This is a genomic window from Rhizobium hidalgonense, assembly GCF_002914525.1.
GTDB classification, from domain to species: domain Bacteria; phylum Pseudomonadota; class Alphaproteobacteria; order Rhizobiales; family Rhizobiaceae; genus Rhizobium; species Rhizobium hidalgonense.
Genome location: NZ_LODW01000127.1, coordinates 1 through 24,626, shown reverse-complemented (window position 1 = coordinate 24,626; position 24,626 = coordinate 1). Strand labels below are relative to the sequence as shown.

Genomic DNA, 24,626 nt, shown 5'->3' with positions numbered 1-24,626 from the left:
CGCGCTCCTCAGAACTGGTAGCGGCGCATGCGCCGCTGGATGACGAAGAGATAGAGCGAGACGCCGGCGAGGATGATGAGGAACATCACCGTGGCGATCGTCGCGCCCATGGAGCGGTCGCCGAGCTGAAGCTGGAAACCGAAGAAGGTGCGGTAGAGCAGCGTGCCGAGAATATCGGTCGACATGTCAGGTCCGGCAAGCGCTCCCTGCACGGTGTAGATCAGGTCGAAGGCATTGAAATTGCCAACAAAGGTCAGGATCGAGATGATGCCGATCGCCGGCAGGATGAGCGGCAGCTTGATCTTCCAGAACTGGGCCCAGCCGGTGATGCCGTCGCATTCGGCCGCCTCGATCACCTCTTCGGGAATGCTGAGGAGCGCCGCATAGATCAGCATCATCGGAATGCCGATATATTGCCAGTTAGAGATCAGCGAAACGGCGATCAGCGCAGGACCGGACTGGCCGAGCCAGGGCGCAAAAAGCCATTTCGCACCGACAAGGCTCATAAGCCAAGGCGCCACGCCCCAGATCGGCGAAAGGATCAGCTTCCAGATGAAGCCGACGATGACGAAGGAGAGCAGCGTCGGCAGGAACATCGCCGTGCGGTAAAAGGCGACCCCGCGCAGCTTCGGCACCGAAAGCAGGGCGGCAAGCGCCACTCCGATCGGGTTCTGAACGCACATATGGATGGCAAAAAAGATCAGGTTGTTGACGAGGGCATTCCACAAATCATGCGCCCAGCGCGGGTCGCCGAACAGCACCTTGAAATTCGCCAGCCCGACGAAGGCCGGCTGCCCGTCGACGATATTGTAGAGCGAAAGCCTGAGCGTTTCGATGAGCGGCAGCACCATGACGGCGGAATAGACGATCACGGCGGGCAGCATGAAGACGAAGATGTGCCAGCGCACCGGGCGCTTGATCGGGACGATATCGATCGCGTTGTCGGTTTGGCTCATGGCTTCTGCCTGTTCTTGTCGACTGGCCGCAAGGCGCAGCTGAGATGGAAAACGTTGCGCCTCGCCTCAGCCTTTCTCCGCTTGGCGGGGAAGGCAATATACCCTGCTTGAATGCCAGTCGGGTTGGGAGGTCGCTTGCGAGTCTCCTTCTCCCCGCTCGCGGGGAGAAGGTGGCCGGCAGGCCGGATGAGGGGCTGCAAAAGCCGCCCCTCGTCACATCACTTGGCCGGCTTGTACCAGCTGTCGAGGCCCTTCTGCAGCTTCTCGGCGGCGACCTTCGGCGTATCCGTGCCGTTGATCACGTTGGCCGATTCCACCCAGGTCTCGTTTTCGAGGTTCGGCGTGCCGCGCGACAGGATCTGATAGGTCGAGCGCATGGTCGACTTGTACGGGCCGCGCCAGGAGACGAACTCCTGAGCGAGCGGATCGGACATCTTGACCGGGGTGGAGTTCAGGCTGAAGAAGCCCGGCAGTGAGTTCGCATAGATGTCGGCGAACTCGGGCGAAGCCACCCAGCTGAGGAACTTCTTGGCTTCCTCGGCATGCGTGCTCTTGGCGTTCAGGGCGACGCCGATGTCCGGATGGTCGGAGATGTAGCCGGTGTCACCGGCCTTCGGAACCGGCGGCGGGAAGGCGCCCATCTTGAACTGCGCTTGGCTGTTGAACAGCGAGATTTCCCACGAACCGGCCGGGTAGATGGCGGCGCGGCCGAGTGTGAAGAGATTCTGGCTGTCCGAATAGGTCTGGGCTTCGAAACCGTCGCCGAGATAGGGCTTCCACTTGGCAAGCTCTTCATAAGGCTTGACCCATTCGGCGTCGGTCAGCTTCTGCTTGCCTTCGATCAAGGCCTTACGGCCTTCCTCACCCTTCCAGTAGTTCGGGCCGATATTCTGGTAGCCCATGGTGGCGGCCTCCCAGAGATCCTTGGTGCCCATGGCGAGCGGGATGTAGGTGCCGTCGGCCTTAATCTTGTCGAGCGCTGCGTAGAACTCGTCCTGCGTCTTCGGCACGGAGATGCCGAGCTTGTCGAAGGCGTCCTTGTTGTAGATGAAGCCGTGGATGACCGATGCCATCGGCACGCAGAAGGTCGACTTGCCGTCGTCCGTAGACCAGGCGGCCTTGGCGACCGGAGAGAAGTTCTCCATGCCAGGCAGACTGGTGATGTCGACGAGCTGCTTCTTGTTGAAGAGCTCGAGCGACGTGAACGGACGGCAGGTGATGATGTCGCCTGCGGAACCGGCATCGAGCTTGGCGTTCAGCGAAGCATTGTATTCGGTCGGCGCGGTCGGCGAGAAGACGATCTTGATGCCCGGGTTCTTCGCTTCAAACGCCGGAATGATCTTTTCCTGCCAAATCTGCAGGTCGTCGTTGCGCCAGCTTTCGAGCGTCAGCGTGACGTCGGCGGCATGGACGAGACCTGCCGATGTCAGCAGGCTCGAGGCAAGCAGGAAGCTTTTCAGAGCAGTGTTTTTCATTTCCCTCTCCTGTGTTTTAAGCGCCCGACGGCGCTGTTTTGATCTGAAACAAGCAGTTGGCGTGCCTGAGGAAACACCCAAACGCCCCTTGGAGGACCGCCAGCGACTGCCGGTCCCGAAAGCTCGATGGACGCGAAGGCGGATCGCCTGCGGCCGGACTGCGCGCTTTTCCGTGACCTGCACCGGACGCGCGAAAATAATCGGAAAGCCAATGGATGCCTGAATTCCATCGCCGGCCCGACAGGGCCGCTGGCATTCTGGCAATCATCTTCGAAGCGGTTCCGGCTTGGCTTTGCTGCCGGTTTTCGTGGGCTTCGAAACGCTGTTCCCTTTTGTTGAATTAAGGCCAAAAAAATACCAATTGTCCAGACGAATTTTAACTTTTAGGCCGACATGGCTTCATTAAAAATTTTTATCTAGTAAAATCAAATAGATAAAAATCAAAAATTTCTCCGTCATTCGCACTTGGTAAATGGTATTTTTTTGGTATTGTATGAAAAACAGGTGGGAACGGCGTATTCGGAGGTCCGATGACGGAGCTTGCAATCGGGATAGATGGCGGCGGAACGAGCTGCCGGGCCGCGATCGCGGACAGAAACGGCACTATCATCGGCCGCGGCAAATCGGGGCCTGCCAATATCCTGTCCGATCTGGACAATTCTCTTCTCAATATCGCCGACTCCGCCCGGCAGGCTTTGCGCGATGCCGGGCTCGCCGCGGAAACCATCTCCTCCGTCGCAGCGGTGGTCGGAGTCGCTGGCGCCAATGTCACGGATTATGGCCAGCGAATCGAAAAGGCCCTGCCCTTCGCCGAAGGCCGCGTTGTTACCGACGCGCTGATCGCGCTGCAGGGCGCGCTCGGCGATGCCGACGGTATCGTCGGCGCCTTCGGCACCGGCTCGGTCTATAATGCTCGGAAAGATGGTCGGCTGAACGGCATCGGCGGCTGGGGCTTCGTCGTCGGCGACCAGGCAAGCGGCGCCCGCCTCGGTCGCGACCTCATGGAGCGGTCGCTGCTCGCCCATGACGGCGTGCGCCCGGCATCGCCGATCACCGATGCGGTCATGGCCGAATACGGCAATGATCCCGAGCACATCGTCGAATTCGCCCATTCGGCGCGACCGACGGATTTTGCCCGTTACGCGCCTGTCGTTTTCGAACATGCCGCCAAGGGCGATGCGGTCGCGGTCGGCATCGTCACGGACGCGGCAACGGCGATCGGCGAGAGCCTCGAAGCCTTGCTTTGGCCCAATTGCCCATCCATCTGCCTGCTTGGCGGTCTTGCCGAAGCCTATGAACCCTGGCTTTCCCGCTATAGGCCGCTGCTAGCCAAACCGAAAAACGATGCCCTTCACGGCGCGGTGGAACTTGCGGTTAAGCTCCTGAACGAGCGACAGAGAGGTTCGGCATGACCGATGATCTCGCCACAATCCTCTCCCTGGAACGCCTGCAGGCGGCCGGCACCGGCCCGCTCTACGTCAAGCTGCGCCGCACGCTCGAAGAGGCCGTGCGCGCCGGCACACTTGGTCACGGTGACGCGCTGCCGCCGGAGCGCGACATCGCCGAACTTGCCGCCGTCAGCCGGGTCACCGTGCGCAAGGCGATCGACGAACTCGTCGCCGACGGTCTGTTGGTGCGCCGCCACGGCTCGGGCACCTTCGTCGCAAAGCCGGTGTCCAGGGTCGAGCAACGGCTGTCGCAGCTCACCTCCTTCACCGAGGACATGGCGCGCCGCGGCATGTCCTCTCGCTCCGAGTGGCTGCATAAGGGCATCCATACTCCCTCACCCGATGAAATGATGATCCTCGGTCTGGGCACCGATGTGAAGGTTTCGCGCCTCTCCCGCCTGCGCATCGCCGACGACCAGCCGCTGGCAATCGAGAATGCCAGCGTCTCCGGCGAATTCCTCCCCGATCCCTCCGTCGTCACCACGTCGCTCTATGCCGAGCTCGAACGCCTGCAGGTCCGCCCGGTGCGCGCCGTGCAGCGCATCTCGGCGACCAATATGAAGGAAGCCGACGCCCAGCTTCTCGGCGTTTCCGTGGGTGCGGCCGGCTTGTCGATCGAACGCATTTCCTATCTCGGCTCCGGCCGCGCCGTAGAGTTCACCCGCTCGCTCTATCGCGGCGACGCCTATGATTTCGTCGCCGAGCTGACGATCGGGGTGAGCTAAGGCTGGACATCTATCAAGCAGAAGGAATTCACTATTTCCTTTTCCAGGCCGCGAGCGCCCCTTCGTCCATCAGCTCGAAGAATTCCGGCCCGTCTCCAGTGATTCGCCCTTTGAGTAGACCGATTTTGAAAGAAGATCTTTCAATCGGAACGACCCTCGCCACGGGCTTGCCCCCTTTGGCGATGATCACCTCATCACCTGAAAGAACGGCATCGATCAATTTCGACAGGTCGGCCTTTGCTGCGCGGATGGTTACTTGCATTGCGGCCTCATTCCTAAGAATGCCATTCCATCGTCATTTCCGCTATCGAATTCAAACAGTCTGACCACGGGAAGTTATCAAGCCACATCAAAAGCATGAAGCCGGAATCACTTTCCGGCTTCATCGTCTCTTGATTCATTGCATTAAGACGCGGCAAGCGGTCGTTACGCCGCGTCGTCGATCTCCTCATCCGTCTTGCGCGGCACATAATTCAGCACCGGCCCGAGCCAGCGCTCGACTTCGGAAACCTCCATGCCCTTGCGCTTGGCGTAGTCTTCGACCTGATCGCGCTCCACCTTGGCAACGCCGAAATAATAGGAGTCGGGATGGCCGATATAGAGGCCGGAGACCGAGGAGCCTGGCCACATCGCATAGCTCTCGGTCAGCTTCACGCCGGCCGTCTTTTCCGCGTCGAGCAGTTTGAAGAGCGTCACCTTTTCGGTGTGGTCTGGCTGGGCGGGATAACCGGGCGCCGGGCGGATACCGGCATAGGCTTCAGTGATGAGATCCTCATTGCTGAGTGTCTCGTCCTTGGCATAACCCCAATATTCCCGGCGCACCTGCTCATGCATGCGCTCGGCAAAGGCTTCGGCGAAACGGTCGGCCAGCGCCTTGACCAGGATCGAGGAATAGTCGTCGTTCGACCGCTCGAAGCGTTCGGCGATGGCGATTTCCTCGATGCCAGCCGTCACCACGAAGCCGCCGACATAATCCTGCACGCCGCTTGTGACAGGCGCGACGAAATCGGAGAGCGCCACGTTTGGCCGACCATCCCGCTTCGAAAGCTGCTGGCGCAGCGTGTAGAAAGTGGCAAGCTCCTGGCTGCGGCTCTCGTCGGTAAACAGGCGGATATCGTCGCCGACGGCGCCGGCCGGCCAGAAGCCGATGACGGCGCGCGGGCGGAACCACTTTTCGTCGATGATCTTCTTGAGCATCGCCTGCGCATCGGCCCAGAGCGCACGCGCAGCCTCGCCCTGCTTCTCGTCTTCGAGAATGGCGGGGTAGCGGCCGCGCAGTTCCCAGGTCTGGAAGAACGGCGTCCAGTCAATATATCGGGCAAGCTCGGCCAGATCGTAATCCTCGAACACTTTCGTGCCGAAGAACTCAGGCTTGGTCGGCTGGTAGGCGGACCAATCGACCTTATGCGCATTGTCCCGGGCCCGTGGCAACGGCAGGCGGACCTTCTCGGCCTCGCTGCGCGCATGGGCGGCCGCCACCTTGGCATATTCGGCCCTTGTATCGTCGACATAGCCCTGGCGCGTTTCCGGCGACAGCAGTGCCGAGACGACGCCGACGGCGCGGCTGGCATCGGTGACGTAGACCGCCTGCCCCTTATTGTAGCCGGGGTGGATTTTCACGGCCGTATGCACGCGGCTGGTCGTCGCCCCGCCGATCAGCAGCGGAATTTCGAAGCCCTGACGTTCCATCTCGGCCGCGACATGCACCATCTCGTCGAGCGACGGCGTGATCAGGCCGGAGAGGCCGATGATATCGACCTTTTCGGCAATCGCCGTTTCGAGGATCTTCGTCGCCGGCACCATGACGCCGAGGTCGACGATCTCGTAATTGTTGCAGGCAAGCACGACGCCGACGATGTTCTTGCCGATATCGTGCACATCGCCCTTGACCGTCGCCATCAGGATCTTGCCGGCCGAGCGACGTTCTTCGCCGCCGTTCAGGCGCTTTTCCTCTTCCATGTAGGGCAGCAACACGGCGACCGCCTGCTTCATGACACGCGCCGACTTGACCACCTGCGGCAGGAACATCTTGCCCGAGCCGAACAGGTCGCCGACGACATTCATGCCGGCCATCAACGGGCCTTCAATGACATGCAAAGGCCGGGCGGCCTGCTGGCGCGCTTCCTCGGTGTCAGCCTCGATATATTCGGTGATGCCGTTGACCAGCGCATGTTCAAGACGCTTCTCGACGCTCCATTCGCGCCACGACAGATCCTGGACGCGGCCTTCCCTGGCACCGGCGCCACGGAACCGTTCGGCCACTTCAAGCAGCCGCTCGGTGCCGTCGGGACGGCGGTTCAGCACCACATCCTCGCAGGCCTCGCGCAGTTCGGGATCGATATTGTCGTAGACGGCGAGTTGGCCGGCATTGACGATGCCCATGTCCATGCCCGCCTGGATGGCGTGGTAGAGGAATACGGCATGCATCGCCTCGCGCACCGGCTCGTTACCGCGGAACGAGAAGGACAGGTTGGAGACGCCGCCGGAGATATGGACGAGCGGCATGCGCTCCCGGATCGTCCGCGTCGCCTCGATAAAGTCGACGCCGTAATTATTGTGCTCTTCGATGCCGGTCGCGACCGCGAAGATGTTCGGGTCGAAGATGATGTCCTCTGGCGGGAAACCGATCTTCTCGGTCAGCAACTTATAGGCGCGCGTGCAGATTTCCACCTTGCGCTCATAGCTGTCTGCCTGTCCCGTCTCGTCGAAGGCCATGACGACGACGGCAGCACCATAATTGTGCAGGAGCCGCGCCTGGGCGAGGAAATTTTCCTCGCCTTCCTTCAGCGAGATCGAGTTGACGATCGGCTTGCCTTGGACGCGCTTCAGGCCAGATTCGATGATCGAGAATTTCGAACTATCGATCATGACAGGCACGCGGGCGATATCGGGCTCGGCGGCGATCAGGTTGAGGAACTCGACCATCGCCTTTTCGGAATCGATCAGGCCCTCGTCCATGTTGATGTCGATCACCTGGGCGCCGTTCTCGACCTGGTCGCGCGCCACATCGAGTGCCGCCGTGTAATCGGCATTGGTGATCAGCTTGCGGAACTTCGCCGAGCCGGTGACGTTGGTGCGCTCGCCGACATTGACGAAGGGGATGTCCTTGGTCAGCTCGAAAGGTTCGAGACCCGACAGCGACATGAAGGGGCGATGCTCGGGGATCGGACGCGGCTTGTACTTGGCGACGGTCTCGGCGATCGCCTTGATATGCTCAGGCGTCGAGCCGCAGCAGCCGCCGACGATATTGACGAGGCCTTCGCGGGCGAAGCTGTCGATCTGCGCAGCCATCAGTTCCGGCGTTTCGTCGTACTGGCCAAACTCGTTCGGCAGGCCGGCATTCGGATAGGCGCAGATGAAGGTATCTGCGACACCGGAAAGCTCCTGCAGATGCGGGCGCATCGCATTGGCGCCGAGCGCGCAGTTGAGGCCGATCGTGAAGGGATTGGCGTGGCGTACCGAGTTCCAGAAGGCCGACGGCGTCTGGCCTGACAGCGTGCGGCCGGAAAGGTCGGTGATCGTGCCGGAGATCATCACCGGCAGGCGGATCCCCTTGGCCTCGAAACGTTCCTCGCAGGCAAAGATCGCCGCCTTGGCGTTCAGCGTGTCGAAGATCGTTTCGATCAGGATGATGTCGGCGCCGCCGTCGATCAGCCCGTCGATCTGCTCGCCATAGGCGGAACGCAGATCGTCGAAAGTGACGGCGCGGAAGCCGGGATTGTTGACGTCGGGCGAGATCGAGGCGGTGCGGTTGGTCGGCCCGATGGCGCCGGCGACGAAACGGCGGCGGCCATCCTCGCGCTCGGCGCGCTGGGCGGCCCGGCGCACAATCTCGGCACCTTCCTTGTTGAGGTCGTAGACCGCGCCTTCCATCTCGTAATCGGCCTGCGCGATGCGCGTCGAGGAGAAGGTGTTGGTCTCCAAGATATCGGCGCCGGCCTTGGCGTAGCGGTAATGGATCTCTTCGATCGCATCCGGCTGGGTCAGGATCAGAAGGTCGTTATTGCCCTTCTGGTGACAGGCGCAGCCGATGAAACGGGTTCCGCGGAACTGGTCTTCGTCATAACCGAGCCCCTGGATCTGCGTGCCCATGGCGCCGTCGAGGACAAGGATGCGCTCGCTCGCGGCCTTTCTCAAAGCTGCGAAAACTTCATTGCCGTCACGTTTGCCCGTTTCCGGACCAAAGAGGGTATCAAACACGGGAAGGCTCCTTGACGTCGTAAGACCAGTCTTCCAGATCACATAAAGATATCTTTATGTCAATATATGCCTATCGATTTCGTGCTTCGCAAGTCTTCAGCGATGACAGACTCGCCCGACCTCTATATAGGCGTTTGCGACGCCTGTGCACGAAATCGGAGGAACATCATGGCACCCGCAACCGGCAGCCCCGTGCTTGGAAACTGGACAAGCCGTGCCTATCATCGCGGCTGGCTGCTTGCCCAGGCAAACGGCCTCTTCGATTTCTTCCAACATAATTCTCGCAATCCCAAGGGCGGCTTCTACGACCTCGACAATGTCGGCCAACCTCTCGATGCCGAGGGCCAGGTTCGCAGCATCCATATCGCGGCGCGCGCCGTGCATTGTTTCTCGATCGGCACGCTGCTCGGCCGTCCGGGTGCTAGCGATCTCGTCGACCATGGCATGGACTACCTTTGGAACCACCATCGCGACCGGAAAAACGGCGGCTATTTCTGGTCGCTTAACAATGACGGTCCTGTCGACACCAACAAACAGGGTTATGGCCACGCCTTTGTGCTGCTCGCCGCCTCATCCGCCAAGACGATCGGCCACCCACTCGCCGACGGCATGCTCGACGATATCACCGAGATCCTGAACACCAGGTTCTGGGAAGCGCGGCACGGCGCCATCGCCGAGGAATTCACCGCCGACTGGCAGCCGCTCGACGGCGGCGCCTATCGCGGCCAGAACTCCAACATGCATCTGACCGAAGCGCTGATGGCCGCTTTTGAGGCCACCGGCGACCGGGAGTACCTGACCAAAGCCGAAAGCATCGCCGATCTCGTCATCCGCCGGCTGGCCGGTTCCGTCGACTGGCGCGTCGCCGAGCATTTCGACGCCGAATGGAAGCTCGACAAGACCTACTATCATCCGAACGAAATGTTCCGCCCGGCCGGCACGACGCCCGGCCACTGGCTGGAATGGGCCCGCCTGATCCTGCAGCTCTGGGCGCTCGGCGGCAAACGCATCGAATGGATGCCGGACGCGGCGAAGGCGCTCTTTGCGCAATCCATGGCGCTCGGCTGGGACAATGACAAGGGCGGCTTTTTCTATACGCTCGACTGGGACGACAAGCCCGCCAAGCGCAACAAGCTCTGGTGGCCGGCTTGCGAAGGTGCGGCTGCCGCCCATTTCCTCAACGAACACCTGCCGAGCGATTTCCACGAGGAGAGCTACCGCAAGATCTGGAACGTGATCGAACGCGCCTTCATCGACCACAAGAACGGCGGCTGGCACGAGGAACTGACGGAGGATCTCGTTCCCTCGCATTCGCTCTTCCCCGGCAAGGGCGACATTTACCATGCTTTGCAGGCCTGCCTCATCCCACTCTTCCCCGCAACCGGCAGCCTGACGAAGGGCATCGCCGAGGCCGGCGGCAAGCTCTGAGGTCAGTGGTTCGACGCCCGCCGGCGCAGCAACGGCCCGCTCAGAGCGGCGCGGCGAGCCGCAGCGTATCCAGATCCTTGGCAAGCATCAGCGCCAGCGCCTCGACCGCGAGATTGTGGTCGTCGCGCTGCGGCAGGCCGGAGACGGTGACCGCGCCGATGCAGCCGGTGCCCTTGACGTTGATCGGAAAACTGCCGCCATGCGGCGCATAGTCGGCGCCATCGAGCCCGTTATCCTCGACCGTCTTGCCGTCTTTCGCGAGCTTCAGGCCGGAGGCATAGCTGCTGCGGAAATAGCGCAGCACCATGTTACGCTTGCGCCGGACCCAATTGACGTTATCGGGCGTCACGCCCGGCAAGGCGGCATAGAAGACCGGCATCGCATGCAGGGTCACATCGATCGCGATGCCGAGGCCGCGCTCGGTGGCGAGTTCCTGCAGGAGCTTACCGAGCTGCCATGCCGTCGTCAGATCGAAGGCGTCGAAGCTCAGCGCCTTCTCCTGCTCGGCGATCCGGCTGAGATCCTGTTCGATTGTCATGGCTAAGCACTCCTCTGCCGTGATGATCCGCTGGACCATTCTTGCCGGGAGCAAAAAAGTAAAGCAAAAACTTGGGGCTACCCCATGACTCAGAGCTTCGGCGTCAGCATCTCGAAACGATCGCGGATGGTGGCGCAGGTATCGCCGCCGAGCCGCGCAATGGCATCGACCGCAGCCGGATCGACATGCAGCCGCTCCGGATCGACGACGCCGTCGCGGTAATGGGCATAGACGATCTCACCCAGGATAATCTGCCGCGAGCGGCCAAGCTCCAGCGTCACATGCCGCCGGCATTCGAAGGCAGCCGGTGCCTCGGCGATGAAGGGCGAAGCGACTTTCTCGCCCGGCACCGCCGTCAATCCAGCTTCCTTCAGCTCGTCGACGCCGCGCGGATACTTGCTGCCGCAGACATGCATTGCCTCGGCGATGGCGAAGGAGACGATGTTGACGGTGAAGACCTCGGTCATACGGATATTGTGACCGGTATCCTTGAACGACATGTCGGCATTGTTTTCGACGCCGATCGCCAGGATCGGCGGATCGGCCGACAGGCAATTGAAGAAGCTGAAGGGCGCCGCGTTGATCCGGCCATGCTCGTCGACCGTCGTCACCAGCGCGATCGGCCGCGGGATGATCGTGCCGATCATAAGCTTATAGCGTTCGCGCTCGCCGAGCTTTTTGAAATCGAAGGAAACCGCCATGAGGCTCAGCCGATTTTCAGCGCCGGCGAGAAGGCGCTTAACGCGCCCACAAAAGGTTTCGGCAGCGGCGAGGCATAGGAGCCGCGCTTGCTGGTGGAAAGCCCGAGCGAGACCAGCGCCTCGGCCTGCTTGACGGCGGCGGCCACACCGTCGACGACGGGCACGCCATAGATCGCCTGCAATTGCCTCGCCAGATCCGTCATGCCGGCGCAGCCGAGCACGATCGCCTCGGCGCCGTCGGCAAGCGCCCGCTCGATCTCGGCTCTCAGCTTGCCGATCGCATCCGAGGCAGCGTTCTCCAGCTCCAGCACCGGAATATCGGAGGCGCGCACTTTGGCCCGGTCGCCCATGCCGTAGCGGCGCACAAGATTGTCGATCAGCACCCGCGACCGCTCCAGCGTCGTCACCACGGTGAAGCGCTGCGCCAGGAAGCCGGCGGTCACGACGGCGGATTCGCAAAGACCGAGAATCGGCACATCGGCGAAACTCCGCGCCGCTTCGAGCCCGGTGTCGTCGAAGCAGGCGATGACCGCCGCGTCGTAGCCCGCCTGCCGCTCCTTCAGTTCGTGCAGCAGTCCGGGGATGGCCAGCGCCCCGTCATAATGGCCCTCGATCGAAACGGGCCCCATGCTGGATGTCGCGGCAATGATCTCCGTGCCGGATGCCGCCACCGCGCGGGCGGCGGCCGCGGCCTTCTCGGTCATGGAGGCGGTGGTATTCGGATTGATGATGAGAATGCGCATGTCAGCTAATCTTTGCCTGCCGCCGGCTGAGCATGGTCATGATGCCGAGCGCGATGAGAATGATGGTGAAGGAAAACAGCGTCGTCACCGTGCCGAGCGCATAGAGCACCGGCGTCGTGACGTTGGTCGTCATGCCGTAGATTTCCAGCGGCAAGGTATTGTAGCTGCCCGAGGTCATCAAGGTGCGGGCGAATTCGTCATAGGAGAGCGTGAAGCCGAACAGGCCGACGCCGATCAGGCTCGGCGCGATCATCGGCAGAACGACGTGGCGGAACGTCTGCCAGGAGGTAGCGCCAAGGTCGCGCGCCGCCTCTTCATAAGCAGGCGAGAAACGGTTGAAGACGGCAAACATGATCAATACGCCGAACGGCAGCGTCCAGGTCAGATGCGCGCCGAAGGCCGAGGAATACCAGGCGGGCTTCAACCCTCCCTCCTGAAAGACGACACCGATGCCGAGCGAAATGATGATCGACGGCACGACGAGGCTGGCAACGGTAGCGTAGAACAGCGCCGTCGAACCGCGGAAACGGCGGCGGAAGGCAAGGCCGGCAAGCAGCGAGACAACGACGGTCACCGCCATTACCATCAGCCCGAGGGTGAAGGAGCGGCGGAACGAGGCGCCGAAATCGCCGACCGCCTGCTTCTCGAACAGGTTGAAGAACCAGTGCGTGGAAACGCCGTTCATCGGGAAGGTCAGGCCGCCGTCCGGCCCCTGGAAGGAAAGGATCAGGATCGCCGAAAGCGGGCCGTAGAGGAACAGCACGAAGACCGCGAAGAAAATCGCCAGCAGATAGAATTCCAGGCCGCGTTTCTCGTGGCTCATCTCAAAGCTCCTTGCGGATATCGACGACGCGCAGGATCGCCGCGACCATTAGCAACACGACAGCGAGCAGCACCACGGCATTGGCGGCAGCCGCCGGATATTGCAGCAACGACATCTGGTTCTTCATCATCAGCGCCACCGAGGCGCTCTGGCCGCCGGACATCACCTGCACCGTCGAAAAATCGGCCATGACTAGGGTGACGACGAAGATCGTGCCGATCGCCATGCCGGGCTTGGCCAGCGGAATGACGACGTTCCAAAGCACCTGCCAGCCCGACGCGCCTGCGTCGCGCGCCGCCTCGAACAGCGACCGGTCGATGCGCATCAGCGTGTTGAAGATCGGCGTCACCATGAACAGCGTGTAGAGATGCACCATGGCGAGTACGACGGCGAAATCGGAATAGAGCAGCCATTCGATCGGCTGCGGGATGATACCCATCTTGATTAGCGACGAATTGACGAGACCATTGCGCCCGAGCACCGGGATCCACGAGATCATGCGGATGATGTTCGATGTCATGAACGGCACGGTGCAGACGAGAAAGAGGATCATCTGCGTCGAGGTCTTGCGGATGTGGAAGGCCAGGAAATAGGCGACCCAGAAACCGATGACGAGCGTCAATAACCAGACGATGGCGGTGAACTTCAGCGTGTTGAGATAGGTCTTCCACGTCACCCATGAACCGAGCGTATCGGTGTAGTTCATGGTGAGAAAATCGGGATAGAGACCGGCGAAATCGTAATCCCAGAAGCTGACAATGCCGATCATCGCAATCGGCAGCAGGAAGAAGAAGCCGAGAATGACGAACAGCGGCGTCGCCTGGAGATAGGAGATCGCCGAGGGGGAAAGGCGCAGGGCGCGGCTGCGCGTCGGCTGCGAAGCCGGATCCGTCTGCTCTGAAGCGATGGTCGCCATCCCTTGCCCTTTCATTTGTCGAAGTGATGAAAGGAGGGCTCACAAAAGACCCCTCCCCAACCCTCCCCACAAGGGGGAGGGAGCTTTGTGCCGCACTGCCTCACCTGACCCCCTCCGCCTTGTGGGGAGGGTTGGGGAGGGGAAAACGGCAAACGCCGACTTGGCTTTAAGCCGCGATGAACTCGTTCCAGCGGCGGACCATGTAGCGGTCTTCGTCCATGACCGAGTTCCAGCAGGCGACGGCACCCATCCGGGCTTCGAAGGAGCCGCCGTCGCGAACCGCACCGGCCTTCTCCATGACCTTGCCTTCAGGAGACAGGATGTCGCCGGTCGCTGCCTTGCCTTCGATCCAGTAGCCCCATTCGTCGGCCGACATGAATTCCTTGGCGGTGTCCATGCAGGCGGAATAGTAGCCCTGGCGGTTGAGGTAGCCGCCGACCCAGCCTGATGTGTACCAGTTGATATATTCATAAGCCGCATCGAGCTCGGCGCCCTTGAGATGCGAGGCGAGGCCCAGACCGCCGCCCCAGGCGCGATAACCTTCCTTCAGCGGCTGGAAGGTGCAGGCGATGCCCTTGGAGCGGACGGCGGCCACAGCCGGCGACCACATCGACTGGATGACGACTTCGCCCGAGGCCATCAGGTTGACGCTCTCATCGAACGACTTCCAGAAGGCGCGGAACTGGCCGTCGCCCTTGGTCTTGATTAGGAACTCGATCGTCTTGTCGATCTCTTCCTTCGTCATGTTGCCCTTGTCGGCATATTTGATCTTGCCGGCGGCTTCCATGATCATCGCCGCATCCATGATGCCGATAGACGGAATGTTGAGGATCGCCGTCTTGCCCTTGAAGGCCGGATCGAGAATATCGGCCCAGCTGGTGATCGGACGGCCGGTGAGATCGGGGCGGATGCCGAGCGTATCGGCATTGTAGATGGTGGGAACCATCGTCATCCACTGCGTCGGCTCCTTGGCGAACTTCTTGGAACCCTGCGCCTCGACGAAGCCGACCGTGTGCGGCGCCGTCCCCTGGGCAATCACACTGTCTGCCTTCAGCTTGCCGTTGATGAACAGCGGCACGATCTTGTCGTAATATTTGAGCTTCTTGACGTCCATCGGCTGCAGAACGCCGGTTGGAAACACCTTCTTGGCGATCCAGTATTCGATGTCGGCAATGTCGTAGCTGTCGGGCTGGGTGACGGCGCGCTGGGCAGCGGCGTCGGAATCGGTCGCCGTCATCTCCAGCGTGATGCCGAGATCGGCTTTGCACTTCTCGGCGATGGCATTGATGTTGGAAACGCCGGTGCCGAACTGGCGAAGCGTGATGTTGGTCTTCGCCCAGATGGTGGGAAAACCGGTGATGGCGCCGGAGCCGGCAATGGCGCCGACGGCAGCGGCACCCGTCTTCAGAAGCGTGCGGCGGGAAAGACCCTTCTCCGCCTTGGTCGATGTCATTTCAGTCGTCATGTCAGTTCCCCTTTTCTTGATATGGAAGGTACATGGTTATTGATGGTGATGGCTTATGCAGAAGGTCGGCCGAGCAGCACGGCATCGTCGAGCGCCCAGCTGAGCGCGACGGTATCGCCGACCGAGACCGGCCGGTCGAAATAATCGCCGTCGTCTGATATGACGGTGAAGTCGTCGCTGCCGGCGCCGAGAACGGTGATCTTCACCGAAGAGCCGCGATATTCGATATTGGAGACGATGCCGTTGAAGCCGAGCGTCCATTCGGTTGCCACCTTCAGCAGCACGCGATCGGTGCGGATGCCGATATCGATAGCCTCGCCGACCTCCCTGCGCTCGCCCCGTACGGAAAAGCTCTGCCCCTCCGGCACGGTCATGACGAGCACGCCGTTCTCGCTCGATGTTACCTGGCCGGAAAGCACGTTGTGATCGCCCATAAAACGCGCGACGAAGGCGGTTGCCGGCTTCTCGAAGACCTCGCGCGGGGCGGCCGCCTGCTCGATCCGGCCGTCATTCATGATCACCATGATATCGGCGAGCGCCATCGCCTCTTCCTGGCTGTGGGTGACATGCACGAAAGTGATGCCGAGCGACTTCTGCAGTTTCTTGAGTTCGGCGCGCATGCGGATCTTCAGGAATGGATCGAGCGCCGACAGTGGTTCGTCGAGCAACAGCGCCTCCGGATCGGTGATGAGCGCGCGCGCCAGCGCCACGCGCTGCTGCTGGCCGCCGGAAAGCTGGGCCGGGCGCCTGTTGGCATAGGGCTCCATCTGCATCAGCCTCAGCATTTCGAGCGCCTTGGTTCGCCGCTCCGCCTTGTCGACGCCCTTCATCTTCAGGCTGAAGGCGACATTGTCGATAAGGTCGAGATGCGGGAACAGCGCGTAGGACTGGAACATCATCGCCGTGCCGCGCTTGGCCGGCGGAAAATCGGTGACGACTATTCTGCCGAGCCGGATATCGCCCGACGAAATGCTCTCATGGCCGGCAATCATGCGCAGCGTCGAGGTCTTGCCGCAGCCGGACGGGCCGAGGAAGCAGCAATAGGAGCCGGCCGGAATCTTCAGGCTGATCGCATCGACCGCGGTCGTCGCCCCATAAACCTTCGAAACGGATACTATATCGATCTCTGCCGCTTTCGACATCATGCCTTCCCCTGTTTGGGAAAAGGCGATGCACATGCCGTGCCAATTCGCTGACAACTTCTCAACGTGTTGATAATCAGCGGCTTTATCTGCCACACATCCGGGAAAGGTAATTTATGAGCAGAAAGGCGTCTGCACAGGATTTAGGCTATCGTCTGCAATTTATGCAGATGATCGTATACAATACGTCCCAAGCTTCGAGCACAAATTCCGTTTAACTTTTGCGAGGAAGCCGGATATGGTTTGCCGATCATCAGGAAATCGATTTTCATGAAATCCGCTGCCAAGGCCACGCAGGCCGAAGACTCCGCTGAAACCAGCACACAACTGATCCGCGATTCCATTCGCGTAGCAATCGTCGAGCGCAGACTTTCGCCCGGCACAAAGCTATCGGAAAACGATGTCGGCAATCTCTTTAATGTCAGCCGCACGCTTGCCCGCGCGGCGCTACAAGCACTATCCTATGAAGGCCTCGTCAGCGTCGCGAAGAACCGCGGCGCCTTCGTCGCCTATCCCTCGCCCGATGAGGCTCGCCAGATCTTTGCCGCCCGCCGCCTAGTCGAGCCTGGCATATTGCGCGAAGCGGCGGCGCGGATCACCCCCGATGACATCAGCCAGCTGAAACAGCTTCTGCTGGAGGAAGGCCGCCTGATGAGCGAGCGTGGCCAGACGGCACGCCGCGCCGAGATCAAGGCATCCGGCGATTTCCATCTGCGGCTGGCGGAAATCTCCGGCAACGCGATCATGCAGCGCTTCATGGAAGAGCTCGTTGCCCGCTCATCGCTGGTGATCGCGCTTTATGGCCAGTCGACCGTATCGAGCTGCGGCCATTCCGAACATGGCGACATCATTGCGGCGATCGAAGGCGACGAACTGGACCGCGCCTGCCGGCTGATGCTGCATCACATCGCCCATATCGAGGCCGATCTCGACCTGCGCGAACGCAAGAGTCTCGGCCTCAAGGAAGCCTTCGAGCTTTAGCAATACCCTTTAGAGCGGTTCAGGTTTTCGTAGAAGCGCAGAATCGCTCTAACCTTTTGTATTTGCACAATTCCCGGCAAAAGCGCTTCGCGCTTTGCCTGGGAAAACCGCTTCGCACTTTTCCTGGAGTTACTCCAGACAATCGGCATGCGGAGACGCCGGACACACAGCTTCGCCACGCCCCGTCGCGTTACGCGCAGGCCCAATCCCTACCAAGGCGTCTGCTTCGGCAGCATCTCGAAGGCCGCAAAGATATCCTCCGCGGTCCTTGGCTCGCTGGAGCGCAGTTTGACCGTCCCGTCGCGCCCGATCAGGATCAGCCCGAACTCGCCGGACGGCGGCCCCTGCAGCCGCTCCCTGACATCGTCGGCATCGAGTTCGGAGCCGTCGTCAAGCAGCGAGAAAGCGCCGCCGCCGGCGATGATGAAGACCTCGACGTCTTCCTCGATGAGACGCATATGCGCGTTGCGCAGCCATTCGTCCTGGATGACGGCCCGGTCGTCCTGGGCGTCGGCAAAGATGATCAGCACCCGCTTCCTGTCGCGAAACTGCTCGAGCGACTGCGGAAGTTCCGGCTCACGCCGAGGCGTGCCGATGATTTCATGAACGATAGATTTCAGCATGGTGCTCATTCCTCACCCGCACTGGCGGCGGGCATGCCGGTAAACGGCTGGCAATGGGCGAGGTTCCGCCAAGGAGCGGAAAAGGATCGCAGCCCTGGCCGCGATCCTCATCCTGTCAGTCGCGGCTCTGATCTTCGGCCGCGTGGGCCGAAACGGCGACGAGATCGACCGTGCCATTGGCAAGGAGGCGCTTGCGCACCAGCACGCGCATGACGCGCGCCGCCGTCGAGAAAGTCATCTGGTCGAGTGGGCCTTCGCCCTCCCACGGCTTGGTCAGCCGCTCGGTGACGGCGCCGACGATGTTCATCGGCACGATGTCGGTGCATTCGCGCATAGCCTCGAAAACGAAACCGATGGGGATGACTCGTCCTTCGTAGGTTACGATCGGTTCGGTCAATTCGCTGTCCCATTCCTCGAAGGCGTAGAGCGCTTCACGAAACAGCTGCTGGAGGGTAAACGGCGCGTGGCCGTCATGAAGTGGCGGCAGGGCATTCATCATGTCTGTCTCCTCTTGATGGGTTGAGGCCAAAGTCCTCCGGTATCGGTCGCGCCAACGCGGGGAATGGAAGGTTTTGCTGCCCCTGCGAACCGAATAACACTATTGATTCTATAGACTAACGCGCTGGGGTAAAGCCCAATTATGCGCCATTCCGGAAGCCAATTCCATAACGCACTGATTTTCTTGCGCGTTTTAGACGAAATTTTCTCAACGACGACCCTTCCTGAAAATCCATGCCACCGCCTGCAGATCGCCCCGCAATGGCACGATCAGGCGAAAAAACCCTGAAAATTCACGGAACTTTTGCCGCTGTAATTTGTTTTGTCCTCACACTTTGCAAAACAGTCTGGGGTAACCACCGATGACGCAAATCCGTGAACCGGAGCGCCGAAGCAGAATCCTGCGCGGCCGCCCCTATAGCCTTGATGAATTCGCTTCCAAATATGGCCTGGGTGGCGAGCAGGCCGAAAGCCTTTTCACCCGTTTCGGGCCCTCCTCGATCGAACTCGACCTGCTGATGGCCGCCAAGCGCCGCCTGCCCGTTCGGCAGGACGCACCAATTCCGCAGGACAGAATTGCCGAATAACACCTTGATCGAACGGAATTAACAGATGAGCGACCGACGTCACGAATGGATCAGCAAGAGAGCCTACGCCATCTGGGAAGAACAGGGCCGTCCCGACGGACGCGGTGACGATCACTGGCGCCAGGCGGTGGCCGAACGCAACGCACTGGAACGCACGCAAGCCTCTGTCGACGGCCGCGAGGTGTTGGTGAAGTTCCGACCAAAGCCGCCGCGGCCCGAACTGCCCCGCCAGGATTGGGTCAATCCATCGACGAAGGTTGGCTGATCCCAATCGCGTTGTCAGCGCTCGGCATCATATGGCACCCGGTGGCCGCTAAACGGCACACCGATCAGCGCGCATTCTTGGCTACACCATAAGGGGCCTGGAAGGACAATGGCGGATGGCCAGCCCGATCCTTCGAGGCTACGCCCCGCGGATTCGCTATCCCTGCGTGCATTCGCGGCTGCACCGCTCACCCTCATCTGTCTGCCGGCATCTCGCCCGCTGGGGAGAGGAGAATCGTGGAAGCGCCTCGTTCCCCTTAAGCCTGTGCTACAGGAATGATGACCGTGCACTTGCGCCCTTCTTCCCAGTGGGGAGAAACTGCCCGCAATGATACAGCGCAACCGATTCCCCGACCGCCACTGCTCCGGCTGGAAACGATTCATCAAGCATATTGGCATAAATCCATGGAGTACCGGCTTTCCGTCTGTCCGCCCGCGACATTGCCGCTCGACACTCTCTTCGCAAAATCGGAAACGGATGGGAATGAAAACGCGGTCGCTCGCAGGACACGGATTTCATCTCGCCGTGGCCAATCCCGGCGCTAGGCCTGTGCTGTAATCTCGGGGAAAAGCCTGAACGCCCTGCCGGGGGCGGCCATGTCAGAAAACCTTGTTTTCCACGCTAAGCGCCCTGTGGACCTCGGTCCAGAATAGCGCCAGGGGGGTGTCGCCGTTGCGTTCGGCAACGAGGGCGCGGATCAGCGCTTCGGAGCCCGCCATGTCCTGCCAGCTTGATTTCAGGCCCTTTGCGGCCTGTTGGCATTCGGCAATCTCGAAGGGTCTCTTGCTGTCCATATGAGGTCTCCTCGTGGAAAGGCGCTAGCAGGCGGAGCCGGGGTTGTCATTCCCCGCATATGTGGGGATGCCTTGTATTTAAGACAGTCCTCACGGTAGGATTGAGGGAATTGGGGCAGTGGAAATGATTGAGAATACCTATAGCGAAAAGTTCGAACCCGCCTTCGAACAGATCAAGGCCGCGGCCAACGTGGATGCGGCCATCCGCATTCTGCAGGCGGAGTATGGGCTCGATTTCGTCACCTACCACCTTGCCCAGACGATCGCCAGCAAGATCGATTCGCCCTTCGTGCGCACCACCTATCCGGATGCCTGGGTCTCCCGCTATCTGCTGAACAGCTATGTGAAGGTCGATCCGATCGTCAAGCAAGGCTTCGAGCGTCAGCTGCCTTTCGACTGGAGCGAGGTCGAGCCGACGCCGGAAGCCTATGCCATGCTGGTCGACGCCCAGAAGCATGGCATCGGCGGCAACGGCTATTCCATTCCCGTCGCCGACAAGGCGCAGCGCCGCGCGCTGCTGTCGGTGAATGCCCGCATCCCGGTTGACGAATGGACCGAGCTTGTGCGCCGCTGCCGCAACGAATGGATCGAGATCGCCCATCTGATCCATCGCAAGGCCGTCTACGAGCTGCACGGCGAAAACGACCCGGTGCCGGCGCTGTCGCCGCGCGAGATCGAGTGCCTGCACTGGACGGCACTCGGCAAGGATTACAAGGATATCTCGGTCATCCTCGGCATATCCGAGCACACCACGCGCGATTATCTGAAGACCGCCCGCTTCAAGCTCGGCTGCGCCACGATTTCGGCGGCCGCCTCACGGGCGGTGCAGTTGCGCATCATCAATCCCTGAGAATCGCAATCGATTTTGCGAAAACAAGATGTGTCGATCCAAAGAAGGATCGCGATCCTTCCCGGCCGCGCCTCGATTTCGCGTGTCGTGACCACTCCTGATACTTTCGGGCTAATCCCCTCATCTGGGGGGGCCCATCTGAGGGAATTTCCGATCCGGCCCGGCTGAACCATTCTGCTCTCCACGAACTTGAAAACGCTGGAGGGCAAAATGTTCGTTATCATTCAGGCACATGAGTATCAGAAATACGCTGCCGTACTCGACCAGATGTTTCGCCTGCGCAAGAAGGTGTTCGCCGATACGCTCGGCTGGGACGTTCCCGTCATCGGCCCTTACGAACGCGACAGCTACGACGCGCTGGCTCCCGCCTATCTGGTCTGGTGCAACGACAGCCGCACCCGTCTTTACGGCGGCATGCGCCTGATGCCGACGACCGGCCCGACCCTTCTCTACGACGTCTTCCGTGAGACGTTCCCCGATGCCGCCGATCTCATTGCGCCGGGTATCTGGGAGGGCACGCGCATGTGCATCGATGAGGAGGCGATCGCCAAGGATTTCCCCAATATCGATGCCGCCCGCGCCTTTTCGATGATGCTGCTTGCGCTTTGCGAATGCGCGCTCGATCACGGCATCCATACGATGATTTCCAACTACGAGCCCTATCTCAAGCGCGTCTACAAACGCGCAGGCGCCGAAGTGGAAGAACTCGGCCGCGCAGACGGCTACGGCAAGTACCCCGTCTGCTGCGGCGCCTTCGAAGTGTCGGACCGCGTGCTGCGCAAGATGCGCACAGCCCTCGGCCTGACCCTACCCCTTTTCATCAGACATGTTCCGGCCCGCTCGGTCGTAACCCAATTCCTGGAGATGGCAGCATGAGCCGCATCGTTGAAACCGCATTGCAGAAAGATATCGGCGCCTTGGAGCGCCACGTGCTCGCCTCCCGCGACATCGCCACGCAAATTGGGGATCCCTTCCTCTCCTATCTTCTCTCGATGGCGCTGTTCACGATCTACGAGAAGAAGGCCCATCACGAGAACGAGGCCCTGAAGAGCAACTTCAGCTGAGGGCGTGACCCCCTCCGTGCGCCTGAAGAGGAGGCAAGTCTCCCGGCGCCTCGCGCGCAGCCGCAAAACCAGTCCCCGTTTTGCGGCTGCGCGCCCCTATCATGTCATCAAGGAATCGCCCTCATGACATCAAGGAATCTATGGTCGAGATTAGCGCGTCGTGCATGTAGGGCTTCGGCAGGAAAGCGGTATTGGCGGGCAGCGCCATCGGGTCGAGCCGCACCATGCCCGAGGTGATGATGATGCGGATATTCGGCCGCATCGCCCTCACCCGCTTGGCAAGCTGGATACCGTCCATCGAACCGGCCATGTTGACATCGGTGAACAGGATATCGACATCCTGCCGGCCCTTCAGCACCACCATCGCCTCGTCGGCATTGGCCGCCTCCAGCGCTATATGGCCGACATCTTCAAGCACATCGAGGACACTGAAACGGATCAGCGGCTCATCCTCGACGATAAGCACCACGGCACTGTTCAACCCCACCATCTACGATCGCCTTCTTCATCGAATCCAATCTCTGTAATTGTCGCCGGCGCCACAAGGTTCCAGTGCCCGCATCCATGAAATATGCATCGTCCACAGATGCTTGCGCTCTGCGCTTGTGGCTCCCTGCAATTTGCGTTAGAGCGAACCGATGCTGCGGGAACCATTGCCCCGGCATCACGGTGCCGGCCTCCGGCACCAAGGCGCCGGACACCGACGCTGAGGGCCTGTAGCTCAATGGTTAGAGCCGGCGGCTCATAACCGCTTGGTTGGGGGTTCGAGTCCCTCCGGGCCCACCATTCCCTTTTTTCGCCGTTGATTTTCCACGGTTTGTAGCCGGACGCGAATTTTCGGAATTTTGACACGAGAAACCGGAATTTTTGAAATTCGAGAACTCGTGTCAAATCGCCTTCAAAGACCCCTCAAAGGTTCGTTAGAACGCCATCGCATCCACGGCCAGTTCATCTGCCGGATTCATAGAGTGGCCATTCCCGGCACTTTCGTTGCGCGTCATCCAGCCTCGTACGTCAAATCTGACCACCCAAATAGACAGCCGCAGATGAATCTAGATATTTAGTTTTCAAAGAATCGGGTTTTATGGCGGGGCGAATGACGGACCAGTCACCAAGGAAAGCAGAGTCATGGATGATCACTTCACGCAGTACCTCAAATGTGATGTGGAACTGAACTTCACCGGACCATCACCCGCAGTCCTGAATAAATGGGCGGCCGACGTCCTCAGGGCTTTAGCCGATCGGATCGAAAAACAGGAATTTGACGATGGCCACCATGAGGTCAAAGACCGCGTTGGAAAGCCTGTAGGAACGATCTACGTTGATTACAGCGAAGGCGACGAACTCTGAGTGAAGATGGGCGGTGAGATTATCTTAGCCTGACGATACGCCCGCGTCTTACCACCGGCATGTCTTCCTTATCGCCGAAGAACTCATTGCTCTTGGTGATCACCACTTTTCCGTTTTGGGTCGGAGAGACTGATGTCGCCGGGACCAACTGCCCTCGATACACGAGAGTAACTTCCGCTCTCCAGGGCATCTGCAGAAGCCTGAATATTAGTTGATACACCTTCATAAGCTTGCCCCCTTGTCCGATCCGAGAATGGACCGAAGATCTCGAGTAGACAAGAAATGATGGGGCGGCGGGCTAAGCGCATGCTGTAATTGCGGATGCTAGATGTCCGGAAAATCCCCACTTTGGGACGTCACGTATAGTAATGCGTTCTTGAATTGAAGCTGATTTAAAGGCGCTCTACGGCGTGCATCCAAGATAATTGGCTCGATTATTGTTCTGCCGACATCCCCCCTCGTCGCGTCCATCCGCGTATGAAGATGAATACCCAATTGAGGCGATATTGGCAGAAAGACCTGGGATCCCTGTGCCGTGATGGTAAAATGCGCTACTACGTTCGAAGCGAGCTGAATGCTTGGATTCATCACGGTAACCGGATCATCCCCCAATAAAAACTCGCCTTCATGCAGCTTATGCAGATAAAGATCGGCACGCTGCAGCACTAAGGCCAGATTGAAGACTTCACCCGGCATCGCGAACAACCTCATATCCCTCAAAAGGTCTTCGCCATCACCCGCCTTCCCAAGAGGACGCATCTTGTTCGCGGGGTGAGGCAATGTCGGAATGAGCCTGCGCAAGTCCTCCTGCTGCTTAAAAAACCTCCCAGGCGTTCGATACCACTGCAACACGACGAATGCCACGAGCGCGAAACGTTGCTCGGGCTGCAAATCGAGGCGCTCCGTCTGAACAATATCCTTGATGATGTCTCCAGCGGGTGTCTCAAATGATCTACCGAGCAACTCTTCCAAATCAGGGACAAGCGTAAGCGCGAATTTCCGTGCGCCTTCTGAAGCGCAGTGCTCTGAGGCATGAAGTGTCCACCAAAAGATA

26 protein-coding genes and 1 tRNA gene are annotated in these 24,626 nt (G+C 60.3%); 11 read left to right on the top strand and 16 right to left on the bottom strand.

Translation table 11 applies throughout. The features are described 5' to 3' along the window. Positions 1-8: 8 nt before the first annotated feature. Complete coding sequence (locus ATY29_RS33630) at positions 9-956, bottom strand: carbohydrate ABC transporter permease (protein WP_003565150.1); 948 nt, start codon at positions 954-956, stop codon at positions 9-11. Between the two features lie 218 nt (positions 957-1,174). Beyond that, on the bottom strand, positions 1,175-2,431 hold the full coding sequence (locus ATY29_RS33620) for an ABC transporter substrate-binding protein (protein WP_003565151.1): 1,257 nt from the start codon (positions 2,429-2,431) through the stop codon (positions 1,175-1,177). A gap of 530 nt (positions 2,432-2,961) precedes the next feature. Between ATY29_RS33620 and ATY29_RS33610 the strand changes: the two genes are divergently transcribed. Both ATY29_RS33610 and ATY29_RS33605 read left to right on the top strand, forming a co-directional pair. After that, on the top strand, positions 2,962-3,843 hold the full coding sequence (locus tag ATY29_RS33610) for a glucosamine kinase nucleotide-binding domain-containing protein (protein ID WP_097534069.1): 882 nt from the start codon (positions 2,962-2,964) through the stop codon (positions 3,841-3,843). After that, positions 3,840-4,604, top strand: a complete 765-nt coding sequence (locus ATY29_RS33605) for a GntR family transcriptional regulator (protein WP_097534067.1) — start codon at positions 3,840-3,842, stop codon at positions 4,602-4,604. Before ATY29_RS33610 ends, ATY29_RS33605 begins: the two co-directional genes overlap by 4 nt. Before the next feature lie 31 nt (positions 4,605-4,635). Here the strand turns inward: ATY29_RS33605 and ATY29_RS33600 are convergent, their stop codons facing one another. Continuing rightward, a complete protein-coding gene (locus ATY29_RS33600; RefSeq protein ID WP_097534065.1) occupies positions 4,636-4,866 on the bottom strand; it encodes a type II toxin-antitoxin system Phd/YefM family antitoxin in 231 nt (76 codons plus the stop codon). A gap of 164 nt (positions 4,867-5,030) precedes the next feature. Then, on the bottom strand, positions 5,031-8,804 hold the full coding sequence (gene metH, locus ATY29_RS33595) for a methionine synthase (protein ID WP_097534063.1): 3,774 nt from the start codon (positions 8,802-8,804) through the stop codon (positions 5,031-5,033). A gap of 168 nt (positions 8,805-8,972) precedes the next feature. Here metH and ATY29_RS33590 point away from each other — a divergent pair, with 168 nt between their 5' ends. Continuing rightward, the gene (locus ATY29_RS33590) at positions 8,973-10,232 is read left to right on the top strand and encodes an AGE family epimerase/isomerase (RefSeq protein ID WP_097534061.1); all 1,260 of its coding nucleotides are present in this window, start codon (positions 8,973-8,975) and stop codon (positions 10,230-10,232) included. A 40-nt stretch (positions 10,233-10,272) separates the two neighbouring features. On the opposite strand, the gene ATY29_RS33585 is transcribed toward ATY29_RS33590, so the two are convergent. From ATY29_RS33585 to ATY29_RS33555, 7 genes are all read right to left on the bottom strand, one after another. Next, positions 10,273-10,770 (bottom strand): heme-degrading domain-containing protein, encoded by a 498-nt coding sequence (locus ATY29_RS33585; protein ID WP_003565164.1) that lies wholly within the window; start codon positions 10,768-10,770, stop codon positions 10,273-10,275. A gap of 89 nt (positions 10,771-10,859) precedes the next feature. Then, a complete protein-coding gene (locus ATY29_RS33580; protein WP_003565165.1) occupies positions 10,860-11,471 on the bottom strand; it encodes a flavin reductase family protein in 612 nt (203 codons plus the stop codon). A 5-nt stretch (positions 11,472-11,476) separates the two neighbouring features. Then, entirely contained in the window at positions 11,477-12,214 is a 738-nt protein-coding gene (locus ATY29_RS33575) for an aspartate/glutamate racemase family protein (protein WP_003565167.1), read from the bottom strand. Between the two features lies 1 nt (position 12,215). Next, positions 12,216-13,037, bottom strand: a complete 822-nt coding sequence (locus ATY29_RS33570; RefSeq protein WP_003565169.1) for an ABC transporter permease — start codon at positions 13,035-13,037, stop codon at positions 12,216-12,218. A gap of 1 nt (position 13,038) precedes the next feature. Continuing rightward, positions 13,039-13,953: an ABC transporter permease gene (locus ATY29_RS33565; protein WP_003565170.1), complete on the bottom strand. Its 915-nt coding sequence runs from the start codon at positions 13,951-13,953 to the stop codon at positions 13,039-13,041. Between the two features lie 166 nt (positions 13,954-14,119). Further along, positions 14,120-15,418: an ABC transporter substrate-binding protein gene (locus ATY29_RS33560; protein WP_003565172.1), complete on the bottom strand. Its 1,299-nt coding sequence runs from the start codon at positions 15,416-15,418 to the stop codon at positions 14,120-14,122. 53 nt (positions 15,419-15,471) lie between these two features. After that, the gene (locus tag ATY29_RS33555; protein ID WP_025416674.1) at positions 15,472-16,560 is read right to left on the bottom strand and encodes an ABC transporter ATP-binding protein; all 1,089 of its coding nucleotides are present in this window, start codon (positions 16,558-16,560) and stop codon (positions 15,472-15,474) included. A gap of 270 nt (positions 16,561-16,830) precedes the next feature. On the opposite strand from ATY29_RS33555, the gene ATY29_RS33550 reads away from it, so the two are divergent. Then, positions 16,831-17,541 carry a GntR family transcriptional regulator gene (locus ATY29_RS33550; RefSeq protein WP_025416675.1) on the top strand — a complete coding sequence of 237 codons (711 nt, stop codon included), beginning with the start codon at positions 16,831-16,833 and terminating at the stop codon, positions 17,539-17,541. 209 nt (positions 17,542-17,750) lie between these two features. On the opposite strand, the gene ATY29_RS33545 is transcribed toward ATY29_RS33550, so the two are convergent. Together ATY29_RS33545 and ATY29_RS33540 are read right to left on the bottom strand one after the other, a co-directional pair. After that, entirely contained in the window at positions 17,751-18,164 is a 414-nt protein-coding gene (locus ATY29_RS33545) for a DUF4174 domain-containing protein (RefSeq protein WP_025416676.1), read from the bottom strand. 115 nt (positions 18,165-18,279) lie between these two features. Continuing rightward, a complete protein-coding gene (locus tag ATY29_RS33540) occupies positions 18,280-18,663 on the bottom strand; it encodes a BRA0787 family protein (RefSeq protein WP_003565180.1) in 384 nt (127 codons plus the stop codon). A 361-nt stretch (positions 18,664-19,024) separates the two neighbouring features. On the opposite strand from ATY29_RS33540, the gene ATY29_RS33535 reads away from it, so the two are divergent. Next, positions 19,025-19,249: a hypothetical protein gene (locus tag ATY29_RS33535; protein ID WP_003565183.1), complete on the top strand. Its 225-nt coding sequence runs from the start codon at positions 19,025-19,027 to the stop codon at positions 19,247-19,249. Between the two features lie 25 nt (positions 19,250-19,274). Beyond that, entirely contained in the window at positions 19,275-19,514 is a 240-nt protein-coding gene (locus tag ATY29_RS33530) for a DUF2934 domain-containing protein (protein WP_003565184.1), read from the top strand. A gap of 599 nt (positions 19,515-20,113) precedes the next feature. Here ATY29_RS33530 and ATY29_RS33525 read toward each other — a convergent pair. After that, the gene (locus ATY29_RS33525) at positions 20,114-20,308 is read right to left on the bottom strand and encodes a hypothetical protein (RefSeq protein WP_003565186.1); all 195 of its coding nucleotides are present in this window, start codon (positions 20,306-20,308) and stop codon (positions 20,114-20,116) included. A 124-nt stretch (positions 20,309-20,432) separates the two neighbouring features. Between ATY29_RS33525 and ATY29_RS33520 the strand changes: the two genes are divergently transcribed. From ATY29_RS33520 to ATY29_RS33505, 3 genes are all read left to right on the top strand, one after another. Beyond that, the gene (locus tag ATY29_RS33520; protein ID WP_003565188.1) at positions 20,433-21,158 is read left to right on the top strand and encodes a LuxR family transcriptional regulator; all 726 of its coding nucleotides are present in this window, start codon (positions 20,433-20,435) and stop codon (positions 21,156-21,158) included. A 210-nt stretch (positions 21,159-21,368) separates the two neighbouring features. Further along, positions 21,369-22,034 carry an acyl-homoserine-lactone synthase gene (locus ATY29_RS33510; protein WP_003565194.1) on the top strand — a complete coding sequence of 222 codons (666 nt, stop codon included), beginning with the start codon at positions 21,369-21,371 and terminating at the stop codon, positions 22,032-22,034. Further along, on the top strand, positions 22,031-22,222 hold the full coding sequence (locus ATY29_RS33505) for a hypothetical protein (RefSeq protein WP_003565196.1): 192 nt from the start codon (positions 22,031-22,033) through the stop codon (positions 22,220-22,222). The genes ATY29_RS33510 and ATY29_RS33505 overlap by 4 nt, the downstream gene beginning before the upstream one ends. Before the next feature lie 121 nt (positions 22,223-22,343). Here ATY29_RS33505 and ATY29_RS33500 read toward each other — a convergent pair whose 3' ends face one another. Further along, positions 22,344-22,712 (bottom strand): response regulator, encoded by a 369-nt coding sequence (locus ATY29_RS33500; protein ID WP_003565199.1) that lies wholly within the window; start codon positions 22,710-22,712, stop codon positions 22,344-22,346. Positions 22,713-22,932: 220 nt separating this feature from the next. Here ATY29_RS33500 and ATY29_RS33495 point away from each other — a divergent pair. Together ATY29_RS33495 and ATY29_RS33490 are read left to right on the top strand one after the other, a co-directional pair. Further along, a tRNA-Ile gene (locus ATY29_RS33495) sits at positions 22,933-23,008 on the top strand. A 342-nt stretch (positions 23,009-23,350) separates the two neighbouring features. Then, complete coding sequence (locus ATY29_RS33490) at positions 23,351-23,572, top strand: hypothetical protein (protein WP_097534059.1); 222 nt, start codon at positions 23,351-23,353, stop codon at positions 23,570-23,572. Between the two features lie 324 nt (positions 23,573-23,896). Here ATY29_RS33490 and ATY29_RS33480 read toward each other — a convergent pair. Beyond that, positions 23,897-24,626 (bottom strand): DUF4238 domain-containing protein (locus ATY29_RS33480; protein ID WP_165779373.1); only part of this gene is annotated, 730 nt, incomplete at its 5' end.